Annotated in this window: 22 protein-coding genes; 13 read left to right on the forward strand and 9 right to left on the reverse strand. The window is 68.0% G+C overall.

Annotated features, from left to right (window positions below):
* Positions 1 to 110: 110 nt before the first annotated feature.
* Complete coding sequence (locus tag AC5RUH_RS11285) at positions 111 to 728, forward strand: hypothetical protein (RefSeq protein ID WP_493999852.1); 618 nt, start codon at positions 111 to 113, stop codon at positions 726 to 728.
* Positions 729 to 821: 93 nt separating this feature from the next.
* Here the strand turns inward: AC5RUH_RS11285 and AC5RUH_RS11290 are convergent, their stop codons facing one another.
* A complete protein-coding gene (locus AC5RUH_RS11290; RefSeq protein ID WP_493999851.1) occupies positions 822 to 1190 on the reverse strand; it encodes a cupin domain-containing protein in 369 nt (122 codons plus the stop codon).
* Between the two features lie 92 nt (positions 1191 to 1282).
* The gene (locus AC5RUH_RS11295) at positions 1283 to 2356 is read right to left on the reverse strand and encodes a DNA polymerase IV (protein ID WP_493999850.1); all 1074 of its coding nucleotides are present in this window, start codon (positions 2354 to 2356) and stop codon (positions 1283 to 1285) included.
* Between the two features lie 252 nt (positions 2357 to 2608).
* Here AC5RUH_RS11295 and AC5RUH_RS11300 point away from each other — a divergent pair, with 252 nt between their 5' ends.
* The gene (locus AC5RUH_RS11300) at positions 2609 to 2794 is read left to right on the forward strand and encodes a hypothetical protein (protein ID WP_494069123.1); all 186 of its coding nucleotides are present in this window, start codon (positions 2609 to 2611) and stop codon (positions 2792 to 2794) included.
* Positions 2795 to 2851: 57 nt separating this feature from the next.
* Here the strand turns inward: AC5RUH_RS11300 and AC5RUH_RS11305 are convergent, their stop codons facing one another.
* A complete protein-coding gene (locus AC5RUH_RS11305) occupies positions 2852 to 3106 on the reverse strand; it encodes a hypothetical protein (protein ID WP_494101527.1) in 255 nt (84 codons plus the stop codon).
* Positions 3107 to 3214: 108 nt separating this feature from the next.
* Positions 3215 to 4114 (reverse strand): ribonuclease Z, encoded by a 900-nt coding sequence (locus tag AC5RUH_RS11310; protein WP_494128610.1) that lies wholly within the window; start codon positions 4112 to 4114, stop codon positions 3215 to 3217.
* 193 nt (positions 4115 to 4307) lie between these two features.
* On the opposite strand from AC5RUH_RS11310, the gene AC5RUH_RS11315 reads away from it, so the two are divergent.
* Entirely contained in the window at positions 4308 to 4913 is a 606-nt protein-coding gene (locus AC5RUH_RS11315; RefSeq protein ID WP_494023004.1) for a DnaJ family domain-containing protein, read from the forward strand.
* A 7-nt stretch (positions 4914 to 4920) separates the two neighbouring features.
* Here AC5RUH_RS11315 and AC5RUH_RS11320 read toward each other — a convergent pair whose 3' ends face one another.
* Entirely contained in the window at positions 4921 to 5544 is a 624-nt protein-coding gene (locus AC5RUH_RS11320) for a uridine kinase family protein (protein WP_493999845.1), read from the reverse strand.
* A 151-nt stretch (positions 5545 to 5695) separates the two neighbouring features.
* Here AC5RUH_RS11320 and AC5RUH_RS11325 point away from each other — a divergent pair, with 151 nt between their 5' ends.
* On the forward strand, positions 5696 to 6475 hold the full coding sequence (locus AC5RUH_RS11325) for a lipoate--protein ligase family protein (protein WP_493999844.1): 780 nt from the start codon (positions 5696 to 5698) through the stop codon (positions 6473 to 6475).
* Between the two features lie 59 nt (positions 6476 to 6534).
* Positions 6535 to 7644, forward strand: a complete 1110-nt coding sequence (moaA, locus tag AC5RUH_RS11330; protein ID WP_493999843.1) for a GTP 3',8-cyclase MoaA — start codon at positions 6535 to 6537, stop codon at positions 7642 to 7644.
* Between the two features lie 141 nt (positions 7645 to 7785).
* On the opposite strand, the gene AC5RUH_RS11335 is transcribed toward moaA, so the two are convergent.
* The 3 genes from AC5RUH_RS11335 to AC5RUH_RS11345 form a co-directional block, all read right to left on the reverse strand.
* Positions 7786 to 8415: an MBL fold metallo-hydrolase gene (locus AC5RUH_RS11335; protein ID WP_493999842.1), complete on the reverse strand. Its 630-nt coding sequence runs from the start codon at positions 8413 to 8415 to the stop codon at positions 7786 to 7788.
* On the reverse strand, positions 8412 to 9500 hold the full coding sequence (locus AC5RUH_RS11340) for an S-(hydroxymethyl)mycothiol dehydrogenase (protein WP_493999841.1): 1089 nt from the start codon (positions 9498 to 9500) through the stop codon (positions 8412 to 8414). The genes AC5RUH_RS11335 and AC5RUH_RS11340 overlap by 4 nt, the downstream gene beginning before the upstream one ends.
* Before the next feature lie 164 nt (positions 9501 to 9664).
* The gene (locus tag AC5RUH_RS11345; RefSeq protein WP_127512700.1) at positions 9665 to 9922 is read right to left on the reverse strand and encodes a glutaredoxin domain-containing protein; all 258 of its coding nucleotides are present in this window, start codon (positions 9920 to 9922) and stop codon (positions 9665 to 9667) included.
* A gap of 169 nt (positions 9923 to 10091) precedes the next feature.
* Here AC5RUH_RS11345 and AC5RUH_RS11350 point away from each other — a divergent pair, with 169 nt between their 5' ends.
* The 8 genes from AC5RUH_RS11350 to pdxS all read left to right on the forward strand — a co-directional run bounded on the left by AC5RUH_RS11350 (position 10092) and on the right by pdxS (position 20048).
* Positions 10092 to 10799 carry an SOS response-associated peptidase gene (locus AC5RUH_RS11350; protein WP_494014077.1) on the forward strand — a complete coding sequence of 236 codons (708 nt, stop codon included), beginning with the start codon at positions 10092 to 10094 and terminating at the stop codon, positions 10797 to 10799.
* 140 nt (positions 10800 to 10939) lie between these two features.
* The gene (locus AC5RUH_RS11355) at positions 10940 to 11374 is read left to right on the forward strand and encodes an SRPBCC domain-containing protein (RefSeq protein ID WP_494014076.1); all 435 of its coding nucleotides are present in this window, start codon (positions 10940 to 10942) and stop codon (positions 11372 to 11374) included.
* A gap of 258 nt (positions 11375 to 11632) precedes the next feature.
* Positions 11633 to 11947 carry a DUF6504 family protein gene (locus AC5RUH_RS11360; RefSeq protein WP_493977563.1) on the forward strand — a complete coding sequence of 105 codons (315 nt, stop codon included), beginning with the start codon at positions 11633 to 11635 and terminating at the stop codon, positions 11945 to 11947.
* 99 nt (positions 11948 to 12046) lie between these two features.
* Positions 12047 to 15640, forward strand: a complete 3594-nt coding sequence (locus AC5RUH_RS11365) for a DNA polymerase III subunit alpha (RefSeq protein ID WP_494025963.1) — start codon at positions 12047 to 12049, stop codon at positions 15638 to 15640.
* Positions 15641 to 15796: 156 nt separating this feature from the next.
* Entirely contained in the window at positions 15797 to 17809 is a 2013-nt protein-coding gene (gene thrS, locus AC5RUH_RS11370; protein ID WP_493999837.1) for a threonine--tRNA ligase, read from the forward strand.
* A 2-nt stretch (positions 17810 to 17811) separates the two neighbouring features.
* Complete coding sequence (locus AC5RUH_RS11375; protein WP_493999836.1) at positions 17812 to 18390, forward strand: HIT family protein; 579 nt, start codon at positions 17812 to 17814, stop codon at positions 18388 to 18390.
* Between the two features lie 7 nt (positions 18391 to 18397).
* Positions 18398 to 19009 (forward strand): phosphatidylinositol phosphate synthase, encoded by a 612-nt coding sequence (gene pgsA / locus AC5RUH_RS11380; protein WP_493999835.1) that lies wholly within the window; start codon positions 18398 to 18400, stop codon positions 19007 to 19009.
* 124 nt (positions 19010 to 19133) lie between these two features.
* The gene (gene pdxS / locus AC5RUH_RS11385) at positions 19134 to 20048 is read left to right on the forward strand and encodes a pyridoxal 5'-phosphate synthase lyase subunit PdxS (protein ID WP_494014074.1); all 915 of its coding nucleotides are present in this window, start codon (positions 19134 to 19136) and stop codon (positions 20046 to 20048) included.
* A gap of 88 nt (positions 20049 to 20136) precedes the next feature.
* Here the strand turns inward: pdxS and AC5RUH_RS11390 are convergent, their stop codons facing one another.
* Complete coding sequence (locus tag AC5RUH_RS11390) at positions 20137 to 22185, reverse strand: M3 family metallopeptidase (RefSeq protein WP_494128611.1); 2049 nt, start codon at positions 22183 to 22185, stop codon at positions 20137 to 20139.
* Positions 22186 to 22433: the final 248 nt, after the last annotated feature.

A 22433-nucleotide genomic window follows, 5' to 3' on the forward strand; every position in this document is an offset into this window, starting at 1 on the left:
GAGGAACGCAGGGACCGTGGTTCACTCAACGGACCTGTCGCCACTACGGCATCCAACGCATCTCCCTGCAGGATGAGCGAGAAGCCTCCTGCCCGCCCAGGAGCCCCATCATGATCACCAAGAAGACACTGCGCCTGCCCATTTTCATTGCTCTTGCCCTCGCCGCGGGGACCGCGCCGGCCATTGCAACGCCCCAGGAGGAAACCCCCGCCCCTTGGCCGCCCGAGGACACTGGGGGGCACTACCTGCCCGTCCCCGACGATTACTACGCTCCAATAGAGATTGAGGTGTGCGGCACGACCGTCACCCTGGAAGCTGGAGACGTCCGGGATGTCCACTACAAGGCCTGGGTAAAAGAGAACGGGTCAACGGTGGTGAAGTTCCGGGGCGGGTCCACCGTGGACCTGACGCGCGCCTCGGACGATGCCTTCATCGATGAACTCGACGTCTCCGGTCGTATGGTTCAACATTTCTCGGCCGATCGGCTGACCGTCACGGATTCACTCAGGGGTCCCTCGATTATTTACCCCTTAAGCGACGTTGACGCCGCGGCTCTGGCCGAAGAAGGCTTCCCGGAGTTTTTCTATTATGACCGGGGGTGGCTGAGTATTCAGGCCCACCTGTCCGAGGACCCCGAAGAAGAGCCAACATCGGTGGATATCCTGCTGAACACCACGCGGCACGTGCACGATCTGTGCGAAATGCTCGACGAGGCGGCCGGGAAGTAATACGTTCTCCTCCCCGGGCCGGGGAGGAGGAACCGAGGATGGCGCCTTAGAGGGCGTCAGTCGTGCCAGCTGCGGGGACGCGAGGCGGCGCTCTTAGTCCTGTCGCTTGGCGTAGTCACTGTATCCGTGCCAATCAAGGACCACGCACTGCTCATCGCCTACGACCCAGGCATCGTGACCGGGCGGAACCGACATAAGGTCGCCGACAGCGAACTCGTTTTCCTCGCCGTCGTCCATAACGATCTTGAGTCGTCCGGACAACACATAGCCGGTATGGGCCACCTGACAGCTGTCCGTCTTAGCGATGGGTTTCACGTGCTTGGACCACTGCCAACCGGGTTCGAAAACCGCTCGCCCGACGGGGCCTGACTCGAGATTGATCAGATCCAGCTTCCCCTTACCGTCCTCGAAAGGCCGGGTTTCTTCGGGCTCGTCCAGACTCTTGCGGATCATGGGTGACATGAGGGTCTCCTTTGAACCAACCTGCCCTGCACACACAAGTGTGGCAGCACGCCGGGAACAGGGTCAACGCGTGTCGGCATGGCCAGGGGCCGTCACCAACCGCCGCGCGTCGGCGTATGTCCCTGTCGGGCGTCATCGGGCATCGCCATTTCGGCACGCAGGCCCAAGAGCCGGATGGGACGACCCCCTTCGATTCCGGCTGCGAGGTCCAGGGCCCGCGCGAGGATTTCGTTCCGGTCGAATGTCTCGGGAATCTTCCTAGCGTGGGTCTTGGTGAAGAAGGGTGCGTACCGGACCTTCAGCGTCAGCCCGACAACGGGCCGTCCCTCGGCCACAACGTCCTCAAGGACCCGCGCTGTCAGCTCCCTGACGGCGCCGTCGACCTCGGCGGGCTCAGTCAGGTCCCGCTGGAAGGTGGTCTCCCGGCTGTGCCCCCGGGCAACCCACGGGGTGTCGTCCACGACGCTGGCGCCGTCCCCGCGTCCGAGTTCCGCGTACCAGGGCCCCATCTTAGGGCCGAACTCCGGCACCAGCTCTTGGGGGTCGGACGCGGCGAGCTCGGCAACGGTGTTAATGCCGAGCTTGGCCAGCCGGCCCGACACCTTGGTGCCGACGCCCCACAGGTCCTTGGTGGGCCGGCCGCCCATGACGTCAAGCCAGTTCCCGGCGGTGAGACGAAAGACGCCGGCCGGCTTGCCGAAACCGGTGGCGACCTTGGCGCGGACCAGAGTGTCGCCGATGCCCACGCTGCAATGCAGCTGCGTTCGCTCCAGTACGGCGGCCTGCACCTGCCGGGCGTAGGCTTCCGGATTCTCTGTCTCGACGCCGACAAAGGCTTCATCCCAGCCCAGCACCTGCACGGTGGCGCCTGGCTGCGCTCGCAGCGTATTCATCACCGCTTCTGACGCTGCGAGGTACGCCTCGTGATCGACGGGGAGGATGACGGCGTCGGGCACTTTCCGTGCCGCCGTGCGCAAGGGCATTCCGGAACCGACGCCGAACGCCCGGGCTTCGTAGGATGCGGTCGACACCACAGCCCGTTCCGTGGGGTCGCCCCGGCCGCCGACAATGATCGGTTTGCCCGCAAGCTCCGGCCGTCGGAGCACTTCGACCGCAGCGATGAACTGGTCGAGATCGACGTGCAGCACCCACGGGATTCCGCTCACGCCACCAGTCTGCCCTAAACGCCCTTGGCAAGCATCGGCCTGCCACCGGTATGGCCGTCTCCTTGGCCTTCTCCCTTGTCATCGGTTACGGCGCCCCAGCAATCTTCAGCCCGCCCAAAGTCCTCGACGTCATCGTCGAATTGCGATGACGGAGGGCGGACCCTCAGCGTGCATGAATCCGCGCGAAAACGGCCCTTGGCATCCGCCGCTGACCGGAGGACGATTAAGGGACCGATAAAAAGGAGGTTCGTGATGTGCTACGCCTCGAATAGGGATTCCCGCTGGGGCTTCCGCAAGGAAGCCGTGGACACGCCGGAAACCCGCCGCGAAGACAAGGACACCGGGCGCGAAACCTGGACGAAGACTGATGACTCCGAAGTGATTGCCTTCCTGGACAAGTCAACAGTGGAAGAGCCAGCCAGCGACCGAACCACGTAGCCGAAACCGTACGGGATAGATGAAGCCCCGCAGTAACTCTGCGGGGCTTCATTGCGCCTACTGGCTCGGCGATTCATCCGGGTCGAAATCTTCCAGCGGGGCTCCCAGCCGGTCGTCCGCCATCCCGCCCTCGAGCGGATCGGACAGGGTCTCGTCCACGGGACGCGCGGAGTCCGTATCGATCCCGGCATCCACCAGTTCCGGCGGCACCGCGTCGACGCCCTCATCCGGGATGAGCGGGTCTTCACCTTGGATGTTCAGCTCCGGATCCGGCAGGGTCTGTTCGTCCTCCGGGCGGTTCTGCTCGCTCATTGCAGCCTCCTTCGATCGTGATTCACCTTGCGCTGAGATTGCCACCGTAACCCGGACGAGCCGGGAGGGAAACAGGCAGGGCTGCCGGAAAACCGGCCAGGGCGTGCTTCATCGCCCGATGCCGGTCCGCCGGCGCTGGGGAAACGGGATCAGGTCCAGGTCTCGGGCCGCAACCACCTCGGCCCCTCCTGCCCGCGCCCTGGCCTGTTCCTCGAGCGGGGCCAGGTCGGGATAGCGCGAGGAGAAATGGGTCAGCACCAGCGTGCCCACACCGCCGCCGGCGGCGAGTCCGCCGGCCTGACCGGCGGTGAGGTGGCGGTGCCGGACGGCAAGAGCACCGTCGTCGTCGCGGAAGGTGGACTCGGCCACGAGCAGGTCGGCGCCGTCGGCCAGTTCCTCCGCCCCGGCGCAGACCGCGGTGTCCATTACGAAGGCGAAGCGCTGTCCCGGGCGGGCCACGCTGACATCCTCCAGCCGCACCCCCTTCCAGGTTTCTTCCCGCTGCAGGCGGCCCACGTCGGGGCCGGAAATCCCGGCGGCAGCCAGCCGGTCGGGCAGCAGGGTGCGGCCGTCGGGTTCGACCAGCCGGTAGCCGTAGGCCTCGATCCGGTGGTCCAGGGGTCGCACCTCGAGGCCGTCCGCGATGGCCCCGGCGCCGCCGTGCGGGTGCAGGCGCAGGTCAAGTCCCGGGGAGGCGAGTGAGACCAGGGCCCGGACCACATCAGCACCGGAGGCCGGATAGTGCAGATGAACCGGATGCTCAACGCCGTCCAGGACCATGCGCGAGAGCACGCCGGGCAATCCGTAGCAGTGGTCGCCGTGCACATGCGTCAGACAGATGCGCGTGATCCGGCTGGCCGAAACCCCGGCGAGGATCATTTGCCGCTGCGTTCCCTCACCCGGGTCGAACAGCACTCCCTCGCCGTCCCAGCGCAGCAGGTAGCCGTTGTGGTTGCGGCTCCGGGTAGGAACCTGCGAGGCGGTGCCCAGGACGACAAATTCGCGCATGCGGCCGAGTCTGCCATCGCGGATGCGCCGGCGGCCACCGCTGAAGCGCGCCGGCGCGGCCGGACGGGGAACCTGCGATCGGCGCATGAACGACGGCGACGCATTGCTGGCTCGCAACGGGGCTGGGAAAATGTCAGGAAAAGCCCGGTGGCCGAGCATCGGGCCAAGTCGTACCGGAGGCGGTGTCTGACGAGTGAACAGCAGGGCAGCGGGTGACAACGGCCGGCGGCTGGAACGCGCCGCGGAGCTGCGGGCGTCACGCGAACGCGGGCCGGCCGACGCGGAGGAAGAGGAGCGGGCGGAGGCCGAAGAGGAGAAGCACCGGAAAATCCGGGAGCTGGACACCTCCCGGCGCGCGGACTACCTGATCCGGGATGCCATGGCCCGCGGGGATTTCGATGACCTGAAATACGCCGGAAAACCGATACCCAACCTGGGCAACGGGTATGACCCCGACTGGTGGCTTAAGGGGCTGATCGAGCGCGAGAACCTTACGGGGCTGGGCCCCGAAGCCCTGCTGCTGCGGACCGAGGACGCCGAGCTGGACGGACGCCTGGACCAGCAGATCTCTGACCGGCGGGTGCGCGAAATCCTGGAGGACTTCAACGCCCGGGTGGTCAACGCGCGGCGGCAGTTACAGGGCGGCCCGCCGGTGATCACCAAGACCCGGGACGTGGAGTATGAACTGGAACGCTGGCGGGAACGCCGGGCGGCCAGGGCGGCCGCGGCGGCACGCGAGGAACCGGAGCCCGAGCCCAAGCGGCCATGGTGGCGCCGGATGTGGGACCTGACCGAATAGCCGGGCGCTACTTCCGCTGGGCGGCCGGTGTCCGGCGCAGGGCGGCCAGCTCCCTCTTCACCTGCCGCTTGGCGACAGGGCGAAATCCCGCCGCCACGTAACGGTCGCGCACGGCGCGCTCGGAACGGAAGATTGCCCAGCCCCGCTTGAGCAGGAACGGCAGTGGCTTGCGGTGCTCCCGCAGGTCGCGCACCAGGCGGCGCACCGCCGTCGTGATGGGGGAGACCCTTATGAAGATGGGGTCAACCTCCGCCCCGAGGCCGCGCAGCCGACCGAGCACGGCGTCGGCGAAGATCCCCTCGGCAATCACCGGCCCCTCCGCGAGTTCCACGGTGCGGTGCCCGCTGTAGCTGGAGGTGGCGATGGAGTAGTTGGGGATCCGGGTGCTGCCAGTCTCCAGCAGGTCCATTATGGCGCCGGCCGCGGCGCCGCTGTTCCAGGTGTCGGCATGGTCCCAGTCGATTTCCCCGTACGGGGTGAGCGGCATGGGGGACGCGCCGGTGTGCTCGCTGATCTCCCGGTAAAACGCGTCGAGCTCCACATGCGGACGGCCGAACCGCGCTGCCAGGTAGGACTTACCGGAGCCGGAGACGCCGCCGAGCAGCACGAGCGGTGTTTGGGGAGAAGTCACATGGCTATTATTCCGTGTCCGGCACGGTGGCAAGGTCTCGAATGCCCGGACCCGGAACGGACGGCACTTTATGGCCCCGGGCCGTAAAATGGCAGGGGCATCCGCCGCGACCGGCGGCGCGGATCAGCAAGTTCAGGAAGCAGGCGACATTTTGGAGCACTCAGCGCAGGGCCCTGGCGGGCTCGACTGGGTCCGCCAGCCGGAGTCGTTCGGCGCGGAGGCGGACCTGCAGTTTGGACTGGAACTGCTGGCCGCGGCCAAGCAGGGACGGCTCGGCGCTACCGTGCGCCTGTACCGTCCGGCACCCACGGTGGCGTTCGGGCAGCGGGACGCTCATCTGCCCGGCTTTCAGGAGGCGGCCCGCCGCTGCCGCGAACGTGGATTCGAACCGCTGGTGCGCAAGGCGGGCGGCCGCGCGGCCGCATACCACGAAGGCTGCCTGGTGCTGGACCATGTGGAGCCGCTGGCCGATGCCATTGCCGGCGCGAAAAAGCGTTTCGGCCGGTTCGGGGAGCTCATCGCCGGCGGCTTGCGGGCCACCGGGCTGGAGGCCGGCGTGGGCGAAATCCCCGGGGAGTATTGCCCGGGCGAGTTCAGCATCCACGGCGCGTACCCGGTCGAGCCCCAGCGCCGGATCAAGCTGGTGGGCACCGCGCAGCGGGTCGTCGCCGGTGCCTGGCTGTTTTCCTCCGTCGTGGTGGTCGAGGATGCGGCGCCGCTGCGCGAGGTGCTCACGGCCAGTTATGACGCACTCGGCCTGGACTGGGATCCGGCAACGGCCGGCGCGGCCGAGGACCTGCTGCCCGGCCTCGGCGTGGACTCGGTGGAGCGGGCGCTGCGCACGGCGTACGCCGGCTACGCCGACGTGGCGGAGGGGTCTTTTGCCGACCTGCTGGCCCGCGTGCAGGTCCCGGAACCGGCCCCGTTGTAGTCGACGCCCGGCCCGCCTAGTCTGGAGGGGACTTCGAGTCCCGGCAGCGGAGGCACACCATGGACGGGCCAGCGCAGCACGGTCCGGATACCCTCGACGACGCACTGGGCCGGCCCCTGCGGGATCTGCGGATCTCCGTCACCGACCGGTGCAACTTCCGCTGCGTCTACTGCATGCCCAGGGAAGTATTCGGCCGCGACTTCGTGTTCCTGCCCAAGGACCAGCTGCTGACCTTCGACGAAATCGTCCGGGTGGCCCGGATCGCCGCCGCCGAAGGGGTGGAAAAGCTGCGGCTGACCGGCGGCGAACCGCTGCTGCGGCGGGGAATCGAGGACCTGGTCACCGGGCTGGCCGGGCTCCGCACGCCCGAAGGCCGTCCGCTGGACCTGGCGATGACGACCAACGGCTCGGCGCTGGCCCGCAAGGCCGAGGCGCTCAAGGCGGCCGGGCTGTCCCGGGTGACCGTCTCGCTGGATTCGGTTGACGACGCCACCTTCCGCGCGATGAACGACGTCGACTATCCCGTCGCCGCGGTGCTGGAGGCCATCGAGGCCGCGGCCGCGGTCGGGCTGGGCCCGGTCAAGGTCAACATGGTGGTCAAGCGCGGCCAGAACGACGGCGGCGTCCCGGCCATGGCGCGCCACTTCCACGGCACGCCCCACATCGTCCGGTTCATCGAATACATGGATGTGGGCACGACCAACGGCTGGAACCTGGCGCAGGTCGTCCCGTCGGCCGAGATCGTGCGGCGGATCGATGCCGACCTTCCCCTGGAACCGCTGGCCCCCCGGTACCCCGGCGAGACGGCCACACGCTTCAGATACCGCGACGGCGGCGGCGAAATCGGGACCATCTCCAGCGTCACGCAGGCGTTCTGCCACGGCTGCACCCGCGCCCGGCTGAGCACCGACGGGAAGCTTTTCACCTGCCTGTTCGGCACCGGCGGGACGGATCTGCGCGCCCTGCTGCGCGGCGGCGCGGACGACGGCGAACTGACGCGCGTGCTCTCCGGCGTCTGGCGGGGCCGCTCGGACCGCTACTCGGAACTGCGCAGCGCCGAGACCGCGGGCGTGGCCGCCGGAAACGGGACCGGTCGGGCGCCGCGCGAGGCGCCCCCGGCCACCGGCTGGCCAGGGCAAAGGGTCGAGATGCACTACATCGGCGGCTGATCGGACGGCCGCACCGCAGCCGCGCGTGGAACCGATGGCGCCACCGCCGGCAAGCCGGATCCGGCCCCGGACAGCACACCGCCCGCACCCGAACCGGAATACGGTCGGACGCGGGCGGTGCGGGACTGGGCCCGGACTTACTCAGTGGCCGCGGGCAATCCACTCGTCGAGCTGCGGCGCTTCGGCGCCGATGCTGGTGGAATCGCCGTGACCGGTCTTCACCGTGGTCTCGGGCGGCAGCGTCAGCAGCCTGCCCTTGATCGACTCGATGATCGTTTCGAAGCTGGAATAGCTGCGGCCGGTGGCTCCCGGACCGCCGTTGAACAACGTGTCCCCGCTGAACAGCACGTTCTGCGATGCCAGGTGGAAGCAGACCGATCCGGGGGAGTGGCCCGGAGTGTGGATGGCCTGCAGCCGCGCTCCCGCGATCTCGAAGGTGTCGCCGTCCTCGATTGCGTGGTCGGGTGCGCTGTCCGGGAAGACCGCGTCCCAGAGCATCCGGTCGGCGTCGTGCAGGTAAACAGGTGCCTTCACCAGGTCCCGGAATGCACCGACGGCGCGGATGTGGTCGTCGTGACCGTGCGTGAGCAGGATGGCCTTCACGCTCCGGGAGCCGACGGCGTTGGCAATGGCCTGCGGATCATGTGCCGGATCGATGACGATGACCTCGGTGGCATCGCCGACGATCCACACATTGTTGTCCACGTCCCAGGTGCCGCCGTCCAGCGAGAACGTGCCCGAGGTGACCAGGTTTTCGATTGCGGCGCTCATGCGACCTCCACCACCGAACGCAGCACCTTGCCCTCGTGCATCTTGTCGAACGCGGCCTCAACCTCGTCGAGCTTGATCCGCTCGGTGACGAAGGCGTCCAGGTCCAGGTTGCCCTGCTTGTAGTGGCTGACCAGCATCGGGAAGTCGCGGGACGGCAGGCAATCGCCGTACCAGGAGGACTTCAGCGAGCCGCCGCGACCGAACACGTCCAGCAGCGGCAGTTCGATCTTCATGTCCGGCGTCGGGACTCCCACCAGGACCACGCGCCCGGCCAGGTCGCGGGCGTAGAACGCCTGCTTGTAGGTTTCCGGACGTCCGACCGCTTCAATCACGACGTCGGCGCCGTTGCCGCCGGTGAGCGCCCGGATGGCCTCCACCGGGTCCTGTTGCTTCGAGTTGATCCCGTGCGTGGCACCCAGCGACTTGGCCAGCTCCACCTTGTTGTCATCGATGTCGACGGCGATGATCGTGGTGGCGCCGGCCAGCTTTGCGCCGGCGATGGCGGCGATGCCCACGCCGCCGCAGCCGATCACGGCCACGGATTCGCCGCGCTTGACCTCGCCGGTGTTGATCGCCGCGCCGATGCCGGCCATGACGCCGCAGCCGAGCAGTCCGACCGCCGCCGGGTCGACGTCGTCGTCCACCTTGGTGCACTGGCCGGCGGCCACCAGGGTCTTCTCGGCAAAGGCACCGATGCCCAGGGCGGGGGAGAGCTCGGTGCCGTCCTCGAGGGTCATCTTCTGGGTGGCGTTGTGCGTGTTGAAGCAGTACTGGGCTTCACCGCGCCGGCAGGCCCGGCACTCGCCGCACACTGCGCGCCAGTTCAGGATGACGCGGTCGCCGGGCTCAAGATCGGTCACGTCGGGGCCGACGGCGCTGACCACGCCGGTGGCTTCGTGGCCGAGCAGGAACGGGAAGTCGTCGTTGATCCCGCCCTGCTTGTAGTGCAGATCGGTATGGCAGACGCCGCAGGTGAGGATGTCCACCAGCGCCTCGCCCGGGCCCGGATCGGGAACCAGGATGGTTTCGATGGAGACCGGAGCATTCTTTTCCAGGGCCACTACTGCCCGAACCTTGTGAACCATGCGGGAGTGATTCCTTCCTAGCGAAGTCTGGCGAGGCCGTCGTCGGCCGTCCTGCCCCATCCTAGGAACAAAACAGGGGCGCCACAATTTCCAAAACGATTGTTATGGAAACTGCGGCGCCCCGTGGCCCGCGGTCCGGATTCCGCCGGTGGAGCCTGCCGCTGCTAGACGCCCAGGCGTTCCTTGACCAGGGAGAGCGGCGGGTTCGTGGCGCTGCTGCCATCCGGGAAGAGCAGGGTGGGAACCGTCTGGTTTCCGTCGTTGAGCTTCTCGACGAGCTCCGCGGTGCCGGGGACCTCTTCGATATTAATCTCGGTGTAGCCGATGCCCTGCGCATCGAACTGGGTCTTCAGGCGGCGGCAGTACCCGCACCAGGTGGTGGAGAACATGGTGACGGTTCCGGCAGCAGGTGTGTAATCCAAGATGGCTCCTTCTGGTCTGAAAGCTTGTGTACATGTCAACGTCTCACCGGGCGCGGTCATTCCCGGCGCCGGCCGCGGCGGCTGCCGGGCGGGGAGTACCGCCGGGGTGCGAGGCCGTTTAAGGGCCGCGCGCCGGGCTTCCGCCGCGCGGCTGGACCATAATGGAGGCATGTGCGGCAGATACGTCATGGCCCGGAGCACCGGCGACCTCGTGGCTTCCTTCGACGTCGATGAGTCCTATGTCGAAGAGATCCAGCCTTCCTACAACGTGGCTCCGACCGACGAGGTCCCCTTGATCATCGACCGCAAGCAGGCCGACGGCGAGGGAGTGTCCAGGAAACTCATCCTGGCCCGGTGGGGCCTCGTGCCGCCGTGGGCCAAGGACCCCCGCTCCGGCGCCCGCCTGATCAACGCGCGGATGGAGACCGTGACGGAGAAACCCTCGTTCCGCAAGGCGGCGGCCAGGAAGCGCGGATTGCTTGTTGCCGACGGGTATTTCGAATGGCAGAAAACCGAGGACGGCAAGATCCCGACCTACCTGCACGGCGAAGGCGACGAGGCGCTGGCTTTCGCGGCTTTGTTCGAGAACTGGCCCGACCCGGCCCTGCCCGAAGACCACCCGGAGAAGTGGCTGCGCACCTGCACCATCATCACCACCCAGGCGGCCGATGCGCTCGGGCATATCCATGACCGGACGCCGCTGATCGTTCCGCCCGGCCTCTATGCGGACTGGCTGGATCCGGAAACAACATCCGAGGCCGACGTGCGGCAGCTGCTGGAGGCCATGCCCGAACCGCATCTTGTCCCGCGGCGGGTCAGTTCGAAGGTCAACAACGTGCGCAACAACGGGCCCGATCTCATCGACGAAGCAGCATGAGCGCCGCCGGGCGCCCCGGAATCGGGGATCGTTCCCTGAGCGGCATCCCTGCAGCCATTGTGTGCCGGCCCCGGCTGCCGGAAGCTGGGATGGAGTAACCGCGCCCGCGCCGCCACGGCGGGAACCAGGGGAGGAAGCCAATGTCCGGACGGTACGTGGCCAGTTCGACGGCGACCATTGCGGCGCCGCCGGACCGTGTCTGGTCCGTGATCACGGACCCCGAGGCCATCAGGGGATTCATGTTCGGCACCGAGGTGCAGACCGATTGGAGCGTTGGCGGGCCTATCCGATGGCGGGGCGAGTGGGAGGGCGAGGCGTACGAGGACAAGGGCCAGGTGCTGGAGTTCGAACCCGGACGGCGGCTGGTCGTCACGCATTTCAGCCCGCTGTCCGGCCGGGAGGACGTGCCCGAGAACTACCACCGTCTCGTCTGGACGCTGGAGGCAGTTCCGGGCGGCACGGAGTTCACGCTGTCGCAGGACAACAACGAGACGGCCGAGGCGGCGGAACACTCCAAGCTGATGTGGGACAAGCTGGTCCACGACGTGAAGTACCTCGCCGAGCACGACGGCTAGGCTCCTTGGCCGCCGCACGGCGCGCGCCTGGCCGTCCTGCTGCAGTAGGCAGTGCTGCTGCGCTTGGCCGCCGTGCGGCTGCGCGCTGAGCCGCCGTTGGCGGGCGGCCCGATTTTGTCAGTGCCCGAACCTACGCTTGATCTTGGATTCGAATACATATTCGAATAGAATAAGAGGGTCAAGTTCTTCGGTGGGCGTGTTGGCAGGGGCGCTCGCCGGGGATTATGACCCGTTGTCCAGATGAAAGGCGACTGGGACATGGGTGTTTTCAGCGAAGCAGTTGACGTTGTGTGTTCCCCTGCCGGACAGCCGCTCCGGCTGCGCTGGCAGGGCAGGAGCTACCGCATCGTCGCGGAACCGGTGCGTTGGTACGAACGCCGCAAATGGTGGGCGGAGGAACTGCGTGCGGAACGGGGCCGGGGCGCGGGACTGGTGGACCATGAGATCTGGCGGGTGCAGGCGCGGCTGAATGGCCGGTCGCAGATCCGCACCCTGGACCTATCCCATCAGGTGGATACCGGACGCTGGCGCCTGATCCGCGTCCATGATGCCGTCCGGGAGTTGAGCGCCTGACCGCGCTACGGTTCCCGCCGGCCTTTCTGTCAGCCCCCGGTTCGCCTCGGCAGTCCGCCGGATGCCGATCCCGAGACCCGACCGTTGTTTGGAATGTCCATGAGCTTTACCCACCTGCACGTATCCACGGCGTACAGTGCCCACTACGGTGTCTCCTGGCCGGAGGAACTGGCCGCAGCGGCCGCTTCCTTCGGTGCCGACGCCTTGGCCTGCACCGACCGGGACGGTCTCTACGGCACGGTCAAGCACCTGAAGGCATGCCTGGCGACGGGGATGGATCCGATAGTCGGCGTGGACCTGGCCGTCCAAGACGGCGGCGGTCGGGACACCGGCCGCGTTGTGGTGCTGGCCCATGGCGGGAACCAGGGCAGCGGTTACCATGCGCTCTGCCGCCTGGTCTCGGAAGCCCACGCCGGCACGGCTGCCCGCGGGCGTTCCGCCAGCCGCCGGACGCCCGGCGTGACGGTGGATCAACTCGCCCGGCATGCGGGCATTCCGGACGGCGGACCGGCCCTGACGGTGCTGGTGGGTCCTTTTTCCGACGTCGGACAGGCGCTGCGCCGCCGTAGCTACGCCGAAGCCCGCCGGCTGGCCGGACGCTGGCGCAGCGGACTGCCGGCCGGGGCGCTCGCAGTGGAAATTGTCTCCCACCTGAGTGCCCCGGGGGAGAATCTCAGTACCGCCCACGCGGTGCGGATGCTTAACCTGGCCGGGGAGTTGAATCTTCCCGCAGTGCTGACCAACGCCGTGCGCTACTGCGAAGAGGACGGCGCCGCCACTGCAGATGTGCTGGACTCGGCGAGGGCGCTGACAGCCTTGTCCAAGCTGCCGGATCTGCAGCCGAGCGCCCAGGGCTGGTTGAAATCCCCCGACCGGATGCAGGCCCTGGCGCGGGAAATCGTGCAGGCAGCCGGCGGCGGAAGCAAGGACGTCATCCGCCTGCTGGCCACGACGGAAGCGGTGGCCGACCGGTGCCGCATGGATCCTTACCGGGACATGGGGTTCAAGCGCCCGGTGGTCCCCGAAGCCTCCGTCATCGGGATCGACGGGGATCCCGTGGCCGAGCTGGTCCAGCGCTGCGAAACCGGCATCGCCGAACGGTTTGGCGGAATGTCCGGACGGGCGGAGAAGGAACTGCGGGACCGGCTGGCCCATGAGCTGGGCATCATCTCGCGGCTGGGCTTCGCCTCCTACTTCCTGACGGTGGCCGAAGTGTCGCGCATGATCACCGGGATGGGCGTGCGCGCCGCGGCCCGGGGATCGGGTGCCTCGAGCCTGGTGAACTATCTGCTCTACATCAGCCACGTGAACCCCCTGGACCACGGGCTGATCTTCGAGCGCTTCCTCTCCCAGGACCGTTCCACCCTGCCGGACATCGACATCGATGTGGAAAGTGCAGAGCGGCACAACGTCTACCAAAAAATCTTCGACCGTTTCGGCAGCCAGCGGGTCACCCTGATGAGCATGCAGAACGGTTACCGTGCCCGCGGGGCGGTCCGCGACGCCGGCTTGGCGCTGGGCCTGCCGGAGGAGGAGATTTCGGGCATCGCCAAACAGCTCTGGCGGTTCTCCGCGCGCCAGTTCCGTGAGGCGATGGCGGAGAAGCCGGAGCTGCGCGCGTTTTCCGCCCAGGTGGAGCAGGACCAGCAACTGGACCTGCTGGTGGATTTGACCGAACGGCTGGACCGGCTGCCCCGGCATATCTCCATGCACCCCTGCGGCGTGATCCTGGGCGACAGCTCGCTGTTGGACCGCACCCCTACCCAGCCAAGCGGGCTGGGTCTGCCGATGAGCCAGTTCGACAAACACGACATGGACCCGATGGGCATGCTCAAGCTGGACGTGCTGGGCGTGCGGATGCAGAGTTCCATCGCCTACGCGCTCAAGGAAATAGCCCGCATACATCCGGGCAAGGACGCCGTGACGGCAGCCGGCCGGCATCCGGTGGGCGAGGACGGAACCGGGCCCGACTACATTGCCGCGGACGGGACCATCAACCTGGAACAGGTCCCGCTGGACGACGAGCCGACCTATGAGCTGATCCGCAGCACCCACACCCTGGGATGCTTCCAGATTGAATCGCCGGGCCAGCGCGAGCTGGTGGGCAAGATGGCCCCGCGGGACTTCAACGACCTGATTATCGACATTTCGCTGTTCCGTCCGGGGCCGATGCAATCGGATATGGTCCGGCCATTCCTGGAACACCGCCATGGCTGGGCGCCGGAGCGCTTCCCGCACCCGGATTTGATTCCGGTCCTCAAGGAAACCCACGGCGTCACGATCTTCCACGAACAGGTCCTGCGGACCTTCGACGTCTTCACCGGTTGCGGACTGGCCAAGGCGGACGAATTCCGCCGGCTGCTGGGCAACGAGGAAGCCGAACCCGCGGTGGAGGAATACTTCCGCAACGCCTCGCTGGACCGGGGGTATCCGCCGGAGGTGGTCGACACGGTGTGGGGCACGCTGAAGTCCTTCGGCAGCTTTGGCTTCTGCAAAGCCCACGGGGCCGCCTTCGCGGTGCCCACCTACCAGACGGCCTGGCTGAAGGCCCACCACCCCGAGGCGTTCCTGGCCGGGCTGTGGCAGCACGATCCGGGAATGTACCCGCTGCGCCTGCTGGTGGCCGAAGCGCGGCGGCTGGGCATCCCGATCCTGCCGCTGGACATCAACCGCAGCACCGACCGCTACCAGGTGGAACGCGTTCCCTCCGGCAGCGGCGAAAAGCTGGGGATCCGGCTGAGCCTGACCGGCATCTACGGGCTCTCGGCGGCCGAGCTCAAACGCATCGTCGTCGGCCAGCCGTACGAATCGCTGGCCGACCTGCGCGCGCGGGCCAAGGTCGGCAAACCCGCGCTCAAACGCCTGGCCCAGCTGGGCGCCTTCGACGAGCTGAACCGCCGGACCGGCCAGCGCGGCGGCCGGGCGGCCAGCCGGACGGATTTGGTCTACCATCTGGACCAGCCGGACAGCCGCCCGGTTCCCCAGCGCTACCAGCCCACCGAGGGCCAGCTGTCCCTGCCGCTGGGGGACTTGGAGCTGCGCCATCTGGTCCCGGTCTTCCCGGAACCGACCACGGTGGACAAGGTGCGCACCGAACTGGACCTGCTCTCGATCGACGCCAGCTCCCACCTGATGGAGAGCTACGCTCCGCTGCTGGCCCAACTCGGAGTCACCCAGGCCAAGGACCTGCTGCAGATGCGCAACGGGAGCGAAGTAATGGTGGCCGGCATCCGTGTGGCCACCCAGACACCGCCCATGCGCGGCGGCCGTCGGGTGGTTTTCATCAGCGTGGACGACGGCACCGGCTGCGTGGACGCCACCTTCTTCCAGGAAGCCCAGGAACGCTCCGGCCCGTTGCTGTTCGGCACCGAGATGCTGCTCATCCGCGGCCTCACCCGGCGGACCGGCCCCAGGGGAATCGGGCTGCAGGCGCTGGAGGCGTGGGACCTTTCGGACACCGCCAGCCTGCCGCTGCCGGGGCACCCTGTTCCTTCCGGGGCCGCGGCAGGACGGGGGCCGGCAACACCGGCGGCCGGACGAGGGCCGGCAACACCGGCGGCCGGCAGGGACGCCGCCCGCCAGGAAAAGCCTGGCACTGGCGAACTTGCCCGCCGCATGGCCGCAGAAGGACTGGATCACCGCGTTCCGGCCGGGTCCTGGCTGGCCGGTAGCCACGGGAACCGGGCAGGATGATGCGCGGCCAGAGGCGGCTCGCCGGCCCCAGCGGGCGCGTAGCCCCGCCGCGGCGGTGTTGGTCGGGCTTCGCGTCAGCGGATACGATCGTAGAGGCTTGCAGCGCCCAAGTATGTCGCTGCAGTAACGGCTTACATCCACCATAAGGAGACCTCTGTGTCAGCGCCCCAGAACATCACCCTCATCGTCGACGGCGAAGAGAACCAGGTGACCGAGGGCACGACGGGAGCCGACCTTTACGGCGCCCGGCGGGAGGTCGTCGTCGTCCGCGTCGACGGCGAACTGAAGGACCTGGACCAGCCGATCCCGGCCGGGGCCAAGGTCGAAGCCGTGACTATCGACTCTCCCGACGGGCTCAACGTGCTGCGCCACTCCACCGCGCACGTCATGGCCCAGGCGGTCCAGCAGCTGCGGAAGGACTCCAAGCTCGGGATCGGCCCGTACATCACCGACGGTTTCTACTTCGACTTCGACGTCGATGAGCCCTTCACCCCGGAGGACCTGAAGCAGCTGGAGAAGATGATGCTCAAGATCGTCAACTCCAACCAGCGCTTCGTCCGCCGCACCGTCTCCGAGACCGAAGCGCTCGCCGAGATGGCGGGGGAGCCGTACAAGGAAGAGCTGATCGGGCTCAAGGGTCACTCCGACGAGGCCGGCGAGGGCGCCAGCATCGAAGTGGGCGCCGGCGAACTGACCATCTACGACAACGTGGACGCCAAGAGCGGCGAAGTGGTCTGGAAGGACCTCTGCCGCGGGCCGCACCTGCCCAACACCAAGCTGATTTCCAACGCCTATGCGCTGACCCGCTCGGCCGCCGCCTACTGGCGGGGCAACGAAAAGAACAAGCAGCTGCAGCGCATCTACGGCACCGCCTGGCCCACCAAGGAAGACCTGAAGGCCTACCAGGAGCGGCTGGCCGAGGCAGAGCGCCGCGACCACCGCCGGGTGGGCGCCGAACTGGACCTGTTCTCCTTCCCGGATGAACTCGGCTCCGGCTTGCCCGTCTTCCACCCGAAGGGCGGCATCGTCCGCAAGGCGATGGAGGACTACTCGCGGCAGCGGCACACCGAGGCGGGCTACGAGTTCGTCTACACCCCGCACATCACCAAGAGCAACCTGTACGAGGTCTCCGGCCACCTGGACTGGTACCGGGACGGGATGTTCCCTCCCATGCATGTGGACGAGACCCGCGACCCCGAAACCAACGAGGTCGTCAAGCCCGGCCAGGACTACTACCTGAAGCCGATGAACTGCCCGATGCACAACCTGATTTTCCGCTCGCGCGGCCGGTCATACCGCGAGCTGCCGCTCCGGATGTTCGAATTCGGCTCCGTCTACCGCTACGAAAAGTCCGGCGTAGTCCACGGCCTGACCCGCGTGCGCGGCATGACCCAGGACGACGCCCATATCTACTGCACCCGCGAGCAGATGAAGGACGAGCTGACCACCACGCTCAACTTCGTGCTGGACCTGCTCAAGGACTATGGGCTCGACGACTTCTTCCTGGAGCTTTCCACCAAGGACCCGGAGAAGTACGTGGGCGCCGATGAGGTCTGGGACGAGGCCACCCGCACCCTGGCCGAGGTCGCCGAGGCATCCGGCCTGGAACTGGTGCCGGACCCGGGTGGAGCGGCCTTCTACGGCCCCAAGATTTCGGTACAGGCCCGCGACGCGATCGGCCGCAGCTGGCAGATGTCCACCATCCAGCTGGACTTCAACCTGCCCGAACGGTTCGAACTCGAATACCAGGCAGCCGACGGCAGCCGCCAGCGCCCGGTCATGATCCACCGCGCCCTGTTCGGGTCGGTAGAGCGCTTCATGGGCCTGCTGATCGAACATTACGCCGGCGCCTTCCCGGCGTGGCTCGCCCCGGTCCAGGTGGTCGGCATCCCGGTGGCGGAGGCGTTCAACGACTACATGCTGGAGATCGTGGCCAAGCTGCGCGCTCAGGGCATCCGCGCCGAGGCCGACCTGGGTTCGGACCGCTTCCCGAAGAAGATCCGGACCGCCAGCAAGGACAAGGTTCCGTTCGTGCTGATCGCAGGCGGCGAGGACGCCGAGGCCGGAGCCGTCTCCTTCCGCTTCCGCGACGGCAGCCAGGACAACGGCATCCCGGTGGACGAGGCCGTGTCCCGGATCGTGCAGGCCGCCGCCAGGCGCGGCAACTGACGATGGCCGAGACGACCGAAGCCATGACCGACCGGACCGGCGACGAGGTGACGGACGGCTTTGAGCTGCCCGGCGTGCCGGATGCCTTCCAGCGGCTCTGGACGCCGCATCGCATGGCCTACGTCAAGGGCGGCCAGGGCCAGTTCAAGAACAAGGACGAGTGCCCGTTCTGTGTGGCTCCGGCCCGCCCCGACGAGGAATCGCTGATCGTCCACCGCGGCGAGTTCGCCTACGTGGTGCTCAACCTGTTTCCTTACAACCCCGGGCACCTGCTGGTCTGCCCGTACCGCCACGTGCCCGACTACACCGACATCACCGCGGAGGAGACCGCCGAGTTCGCCGAGCTGACCCAGACGGCGATGCGGGTCCTGCGGAAGGTGGCCAACCCCAGCGGCTTCAACCTGGGCATGAACCAGGGCGAAGCCGGGGGCGCCGGGGTGGCGGCGCACCTGCACCAGCATGTGGTGCCCCGGTGGGGCGGCGACGGGAACTTCTTCCCGATCATTGCCCAGACCAAGGCGATCACCGAGACCCTGGACGAGGTCCGCAAGCAGGTATCCCAAGCCTGGCCGGCACGGTAGCGCGGCGATGCTCAACAAGTACGCGCGCGGGTTCTTCGGAAAACTGTTCTCGCCGCTGGCCCGTGCCCTGATCCGGATGGGCGTCTCGCCCGATGCCGTCACCATCGTGGGCACCCTCGGGGTCTCCGTGGGGGCGCTCGTGTTCTACCCGCTGGGGGAGCTGTTCTGGGGAACGGTCTTCATCACGGCGTTCGTCTTCTCCGACATGGTGGACGGCCTGATGGCGCGCATGCTGGAGCGCAACAGCCGTTGGGGCAACTTCCTGGATTCCACCCTCGACCGGCTGGCCGACGGCGCGGTGTTCGCCGGCGTGGCCATCTGGTTCTTCACCGGCGGAGAGAACACCGCCATCGCCGTCTCCGCGCTCGTATGCCTGCTGCTCGGGTCGTTGGTCTCCTACGCCAGGGCCAAGGCCGAGTCGCTGGGCTGTACCGCCGCGGTGGGCCTGGCCGAACGCTCCGAGCGCCTGGTTTCCGTCCTGGTTTTCACCGGCCTGACCGGACTGGGCCTGCCGGAGGTGGTCCTGCTGGTGGTCCTGGTGCTGCTGGCCGCCGCCAGCCTGCTGACCGTGGCCCAGCGGATCATGGCCGTCTACCGTCAGACACAGCAAACCGCCTGATCCGCCCCGGACCGCCCAGGCCCCCGGTTGGGGCCCCGAGGAAGGTTACGTCATCGGTGACCCAGCGCACCGGGCCGGACGTATGATGAGGTGTACGTTTCCTACCGACTCCTAGGGGCTTTTAGTGTCCAGCAGTGAAGAAACTTCAACTCACGCGCCCGTGACCGGCAGCAGCCGCGTCAAGCGGGGCATGGCCGAGATGTTGAAGGGCGGCGTCATCATGGACGTCGTGACTCCCGAACAGGCCCGCATCGCCGAAGACGCCGGTGCGGTGGCCGTGATGGCCCTTGAACGCGTTCCGGCGGATATCCGCGCCCAGGGCGGCGTGTCCCGGATGAGCGATCCGGACATGGTGGACGGCATCATCGACGCCGTCTCCATCCCGGTGATGGCCAAGGCCCGCATCGGCCACTTCGTCGAGGCGCAGGTGCTGCAGTCCCTCGGCGTGGATTACATCGACGAGTCCGAGGTGCTGACCCCGGCCGACTACACCAACCACATCGACAAGTGGAACTTCACCGTTCCCTTCGTCTGCGGCGCCACCAACCTGGGCGAGGCCCTGCGCCGCATCAACGAGGGCGCGGCCATGATCCGTTCCAAGGGCGAAGCCGGCACCGGCGACGTCTCCAACGCCACCGGCCACATGCGCCAGATCCGCTCCGAGATCAAGCGCCTGTCGGCAATGCCCGAAGACGAACTGTACGTGGCCGCGAAGGAACTGCAGGCCCCGTACGAGCTGGTCAAGGAAATCGCCGCCACCGGCAAGCTGCCCGTGGTGCTGTTTACCGCCGGCGGCATCGCCACCCCGGCCGACGCCGCGATGATGATGCAACTGGGCGCCGACGGCGTGTTCGTCGGCTCCGGCATCTTCAAGTCCGGCAACCCGGCCGAGCGCGCCGCCGCGATCGTCAAGGCCACCACCTTCCACGACGACCCGGATGTCATCGCCAAGGTCTCGCGCGGGCTGGGCGAGGCCATGGTCGGCATCAACGTGGACGAGATCCCGCAGCCGCACCGCCTCGCCGAGCGCGGCTGGTAAATACCGACGACGGCGAACGTCCGGTCCCGCACGACAGTGCGGTACCGGGCGTTCGCCGTTTCCGGGGGCCGCCCTTACGGGGCCGCCGTTACCGGACGTCCCAGCGGCCGGCCGGGGCGCTGCTGTCCCGGTCGAGGCCGCGCCTGGCCAGCAGCGGCGCGAGGTCGGCGTCCCGTCCGCGGAAGCTCCGGTAGGCCTGCAGCGGGTCGATGCTGTTGCCCCGTGAGAGCAGTTCGCGGCGGAAACGGTCTCCGTTGCTGCGCCGGAGTCCGCCGTTTTCGGCGAACCAGGCGACCGTGTCGGCGTCGAGGATTTCGCTCCACAGGTAGGAGTAGTAGCCCGCCGCGTAGCCGCCGGCGAAGATGTGCTTAAAGTAGCCGGTGCGGTAGCGCGGCGGGACCAGGGGCAGGTCAATTCCGGCGTCGGCCAGTGCCTGCCGTTCGAAGGCCGGCGGATCCTCGACCCGCTGCCCGGCGGGCAGGCTGTGCCAGGCCAGGTCGAGCACGCACGCGGCCAGGTACTCGGTGGTGGCAAAGCCTTCGCCCCACAGCTGCGCAGCCTTGATGCGGTCCACCACCTCCCGCGGCAGCGGCTCGCCGGTCAGGTGGTGCCTGGCGTAGTTGCCGGCGACCTCCGGCTCCAGCATCCACATCTCGTTGACCTGCGACGGGTACTCCACGAAGTCCCGGGGCACGTTGGTGCCCGAGAGGCTGGGGTACTCCACCCGGGACAGCAGGCCGTGCAGCGCATGGCCGAACTCGTGGAAAAGCGTCACCACGTTGTCGTAGCTGAGTAGGGCCGGCTCGCCGGGAGCGGGCTTCGGGATGTTCAGGTTGTTCATCACGACGGCGCGCTGTCCCAGCAGGTGGGACTGCTCGACCAGCGAATCCATCCAGGCACCGCCGTTCTTCGTGTCCCGGGTATGGAAGTCACCGATGAACAGGCCCAGCCGGGCACCGTCGTCGTCCATCACTTCCCAGATCCGGGCCTGCGGATGATAGGCGGCGAGGTCCGGCCTGGCCTCGAACCGCAGCCCGTACAACCGGTTGGCGGCGAAGAAGACGCCGTCGGCGAGCACGCGTTCGAGCTCGAAGTACTGCCGCAGTCCGGCCAGGTCCACGCTGTAGTCGCGGCGGCGCACAACCTCCGCATAGTAGGCCCAGTCCCACGGCTCGAGGGGGTGGCCGGCCGCCTCGGCGAGGATCTCCGCCTCGGCGCGGGCGTTGGCGACGGCCGGCGGGACGAGCCGCGCCAGCATGTCCTGCACGGCCGCGAGCGAGGGCGCCGTCTGCCCGTCCAGCACATACTCGGCATGATTGGCGAAGCCGAGCAGCGCGGCCCGCTCGGCCCGCAGCTCCGCCGTGCGGGCCGCCAGCTCCAGCGTCCGGTGGCCCGCTTCGCCGCGGCCCACCGATGCCTCATGCAGGCGGCGGCGGGTGCCGCGGTCGGTGAGGGTTTCCAGCGCCGGCTGGGCGGTTGGCAGGGTCAGGACCAGCAGCCATCCGTCGTCGTAACCGGCGTCCCGCGCCGCGAGTTCGGCGGCGGTCAGGTCGTCGTCGGCGAGCCCGGCCAGTTGTGCGCGGTCGGTGACATGTACCGCGGCGGCATTGCCGGCGTTTAGCAGTTCCCGAGAGTACTCCGCGTCCAGCTCCGACAGCTCCACGTTCATGGCGCGCAGCCGCTCCTGGTCTGCCGGGGGGAGCTGGGCGCCGGCCCGGCGGAACTTCTTGCGCAGCTCGGTGAGAAGGCGCAGGTCTTCGCCCTCGAGGCCTTCGGCGGCTTCGTCGACCGCCGAGACCCGCCGGTAGAGCGCCGCATGCAGGTAGATGTTGTCACGGTGGGCGGCCCGCTGCGGGGCCATCCGTTGCTGCAGCTCCATCACGTCGTCGGTGGCGTCGGCGGCGGCGAAGTTGTCCAGCACGGCGCTCACCCGGTACAGCGTGCGGCCGGACCGTTCGAAGGCGACGGCGGTGTTCTCGAACGTCGCCGGTGCCGGATTGGCCGCGATCGCCTCGATTTCCGCCAGTTGCTCGCGGAACCCGGCCTCGAACGCTTCCGGATAGTGTTCAAGGCGGATCGCGGCGAAATCGGGCAGCTCATAGGGGAGGACACTGGGTTCCAGGAAGGGGTTGGCCATGCCACCACTTTGCCATGGGTACCCGGCGTCCCCGCCGTACCTGCCGGGGGCACGCCGCCGCGCCGCCGTGGTGCACGGCACAGCCGGACTTACACTTGCGGCATGAACAGGCAGCCGCCCGAGGGCCCGGCCGGTTCCCCGGTGCGGGAACCGGGCCGATGCATTCACCGGGCAGCGGTGTCGCGGACTCCCGCACCGGCGGCGGCGTTGGCCATCGCGGCCCTGCTGCTGGCCGGCTGCGGCCCGGG

This window comes from Arthrobacter sp. Y3223166 (genome assembly GCF_059090935.1).

Coding starts and splice junctions, on each gene's coding strand:
- AC5RUH_RS11350 (WP_494014077.1), top strand. CDS start 10,092: ATGTGCGGCAGATACGTCATGGCCCGGAGCACCGGCGACCTCGTGGCT.
- AC5RUH_RS11340 (WP_493999841.1), bottom strand. CDS start 9,500: ATGGTTCACAAGGTTCGGGCAGTAGTGGCCCTGGAAAAGAATGCTCCG.
- AC5RUH_RS11355 (WP_494014076.1), top strand. CDS start 10,940: ATGTCCGGACGGTACGTGGCCAGTTCGACGGCGACCATTGCGGCGCCG.
- AC5RUH_RS11335 (WP_493999842.1), bottom strand. CDS start 8,415: ATGAGCGCCGCAATCGAAAACCTGGTCACCTCGGGCACGTTCTCGCTG.
- AC5RUH_RS11290 (WP_493999851.1), bottom strand. CDS start 1,190: ATGTCACCCATGATCCGCAAGAGTCTGGACGAGCCCGAAGAAACCCGG.
- moaA (WP_493999843.1), top strand. CDS start 6,535: ATGGACGGGCCAGCGCAGCACGGTCCGGATACCCTCGACGACGCACTG.
- pgsA (WP_493999835.1), top strand. CDS start 18,398: ATGCTCAACAAGTACGCGCGCGGGTTCTTCGGAAAACTGTTCTCGCCG.
- AC5RUH_RS11310 (WP_494128610.1), bottom strand. CDS start 4,114: ATGCGCGAATTTGTCGTCCTGGGCACCGCCTCGCAGGTTCCTACCCGG.
- AC5RUH_RS11305 (WP_494101527.1), bottom strand. CDS start 3,106: ATGAGCGAGCAGAACCGCCCGGAGGACGAACAGACCCTGCCGGATCCG.
- AC5RUH_RS11285 (WP_493999852.1), top strand. CDS start 111: ATGATCACCAAGAAGACACTGCGCCTGCCCATTTTCATTGCTCTTGCC.
- AC5RUH_RS11390 (WP_494128611.1), bottom strand. CDS start 22,185: ATGGCCAACCCCTTCCTGGAACCCAGTGTCCTCCCCTATGAGCTGCCC.
- AC5RUH_RS11360 (WP_493977563.1), top strand. CDS start 11,633: ATGGGTGTTTTCAGCGAAGCAGTTGACGTTGTGTGTTCCCCTGCCGGA.
- AC5RUH_RS11365 (WP_494025963.1), top strand. CDS start 12,047: ATGAGCTTTACCCACCTGCACGTATCCACGGCGTACAGTGCCCACTAC.
- AC5RUH_RS11375 (WP_493999836.1), top strand. CDS start 17,812: ATGGCCGAGACGACCGAAGCCATGACCGACCGGACCGGCGACGAGGTG.
- AC5RUH_RS11300 (WP_494069123.1), top strand. CDS start 2,609: ATGTGCTACGCCTCGAATAGGGATTCCCGCTGGGGCTTCCGCAAGGAA.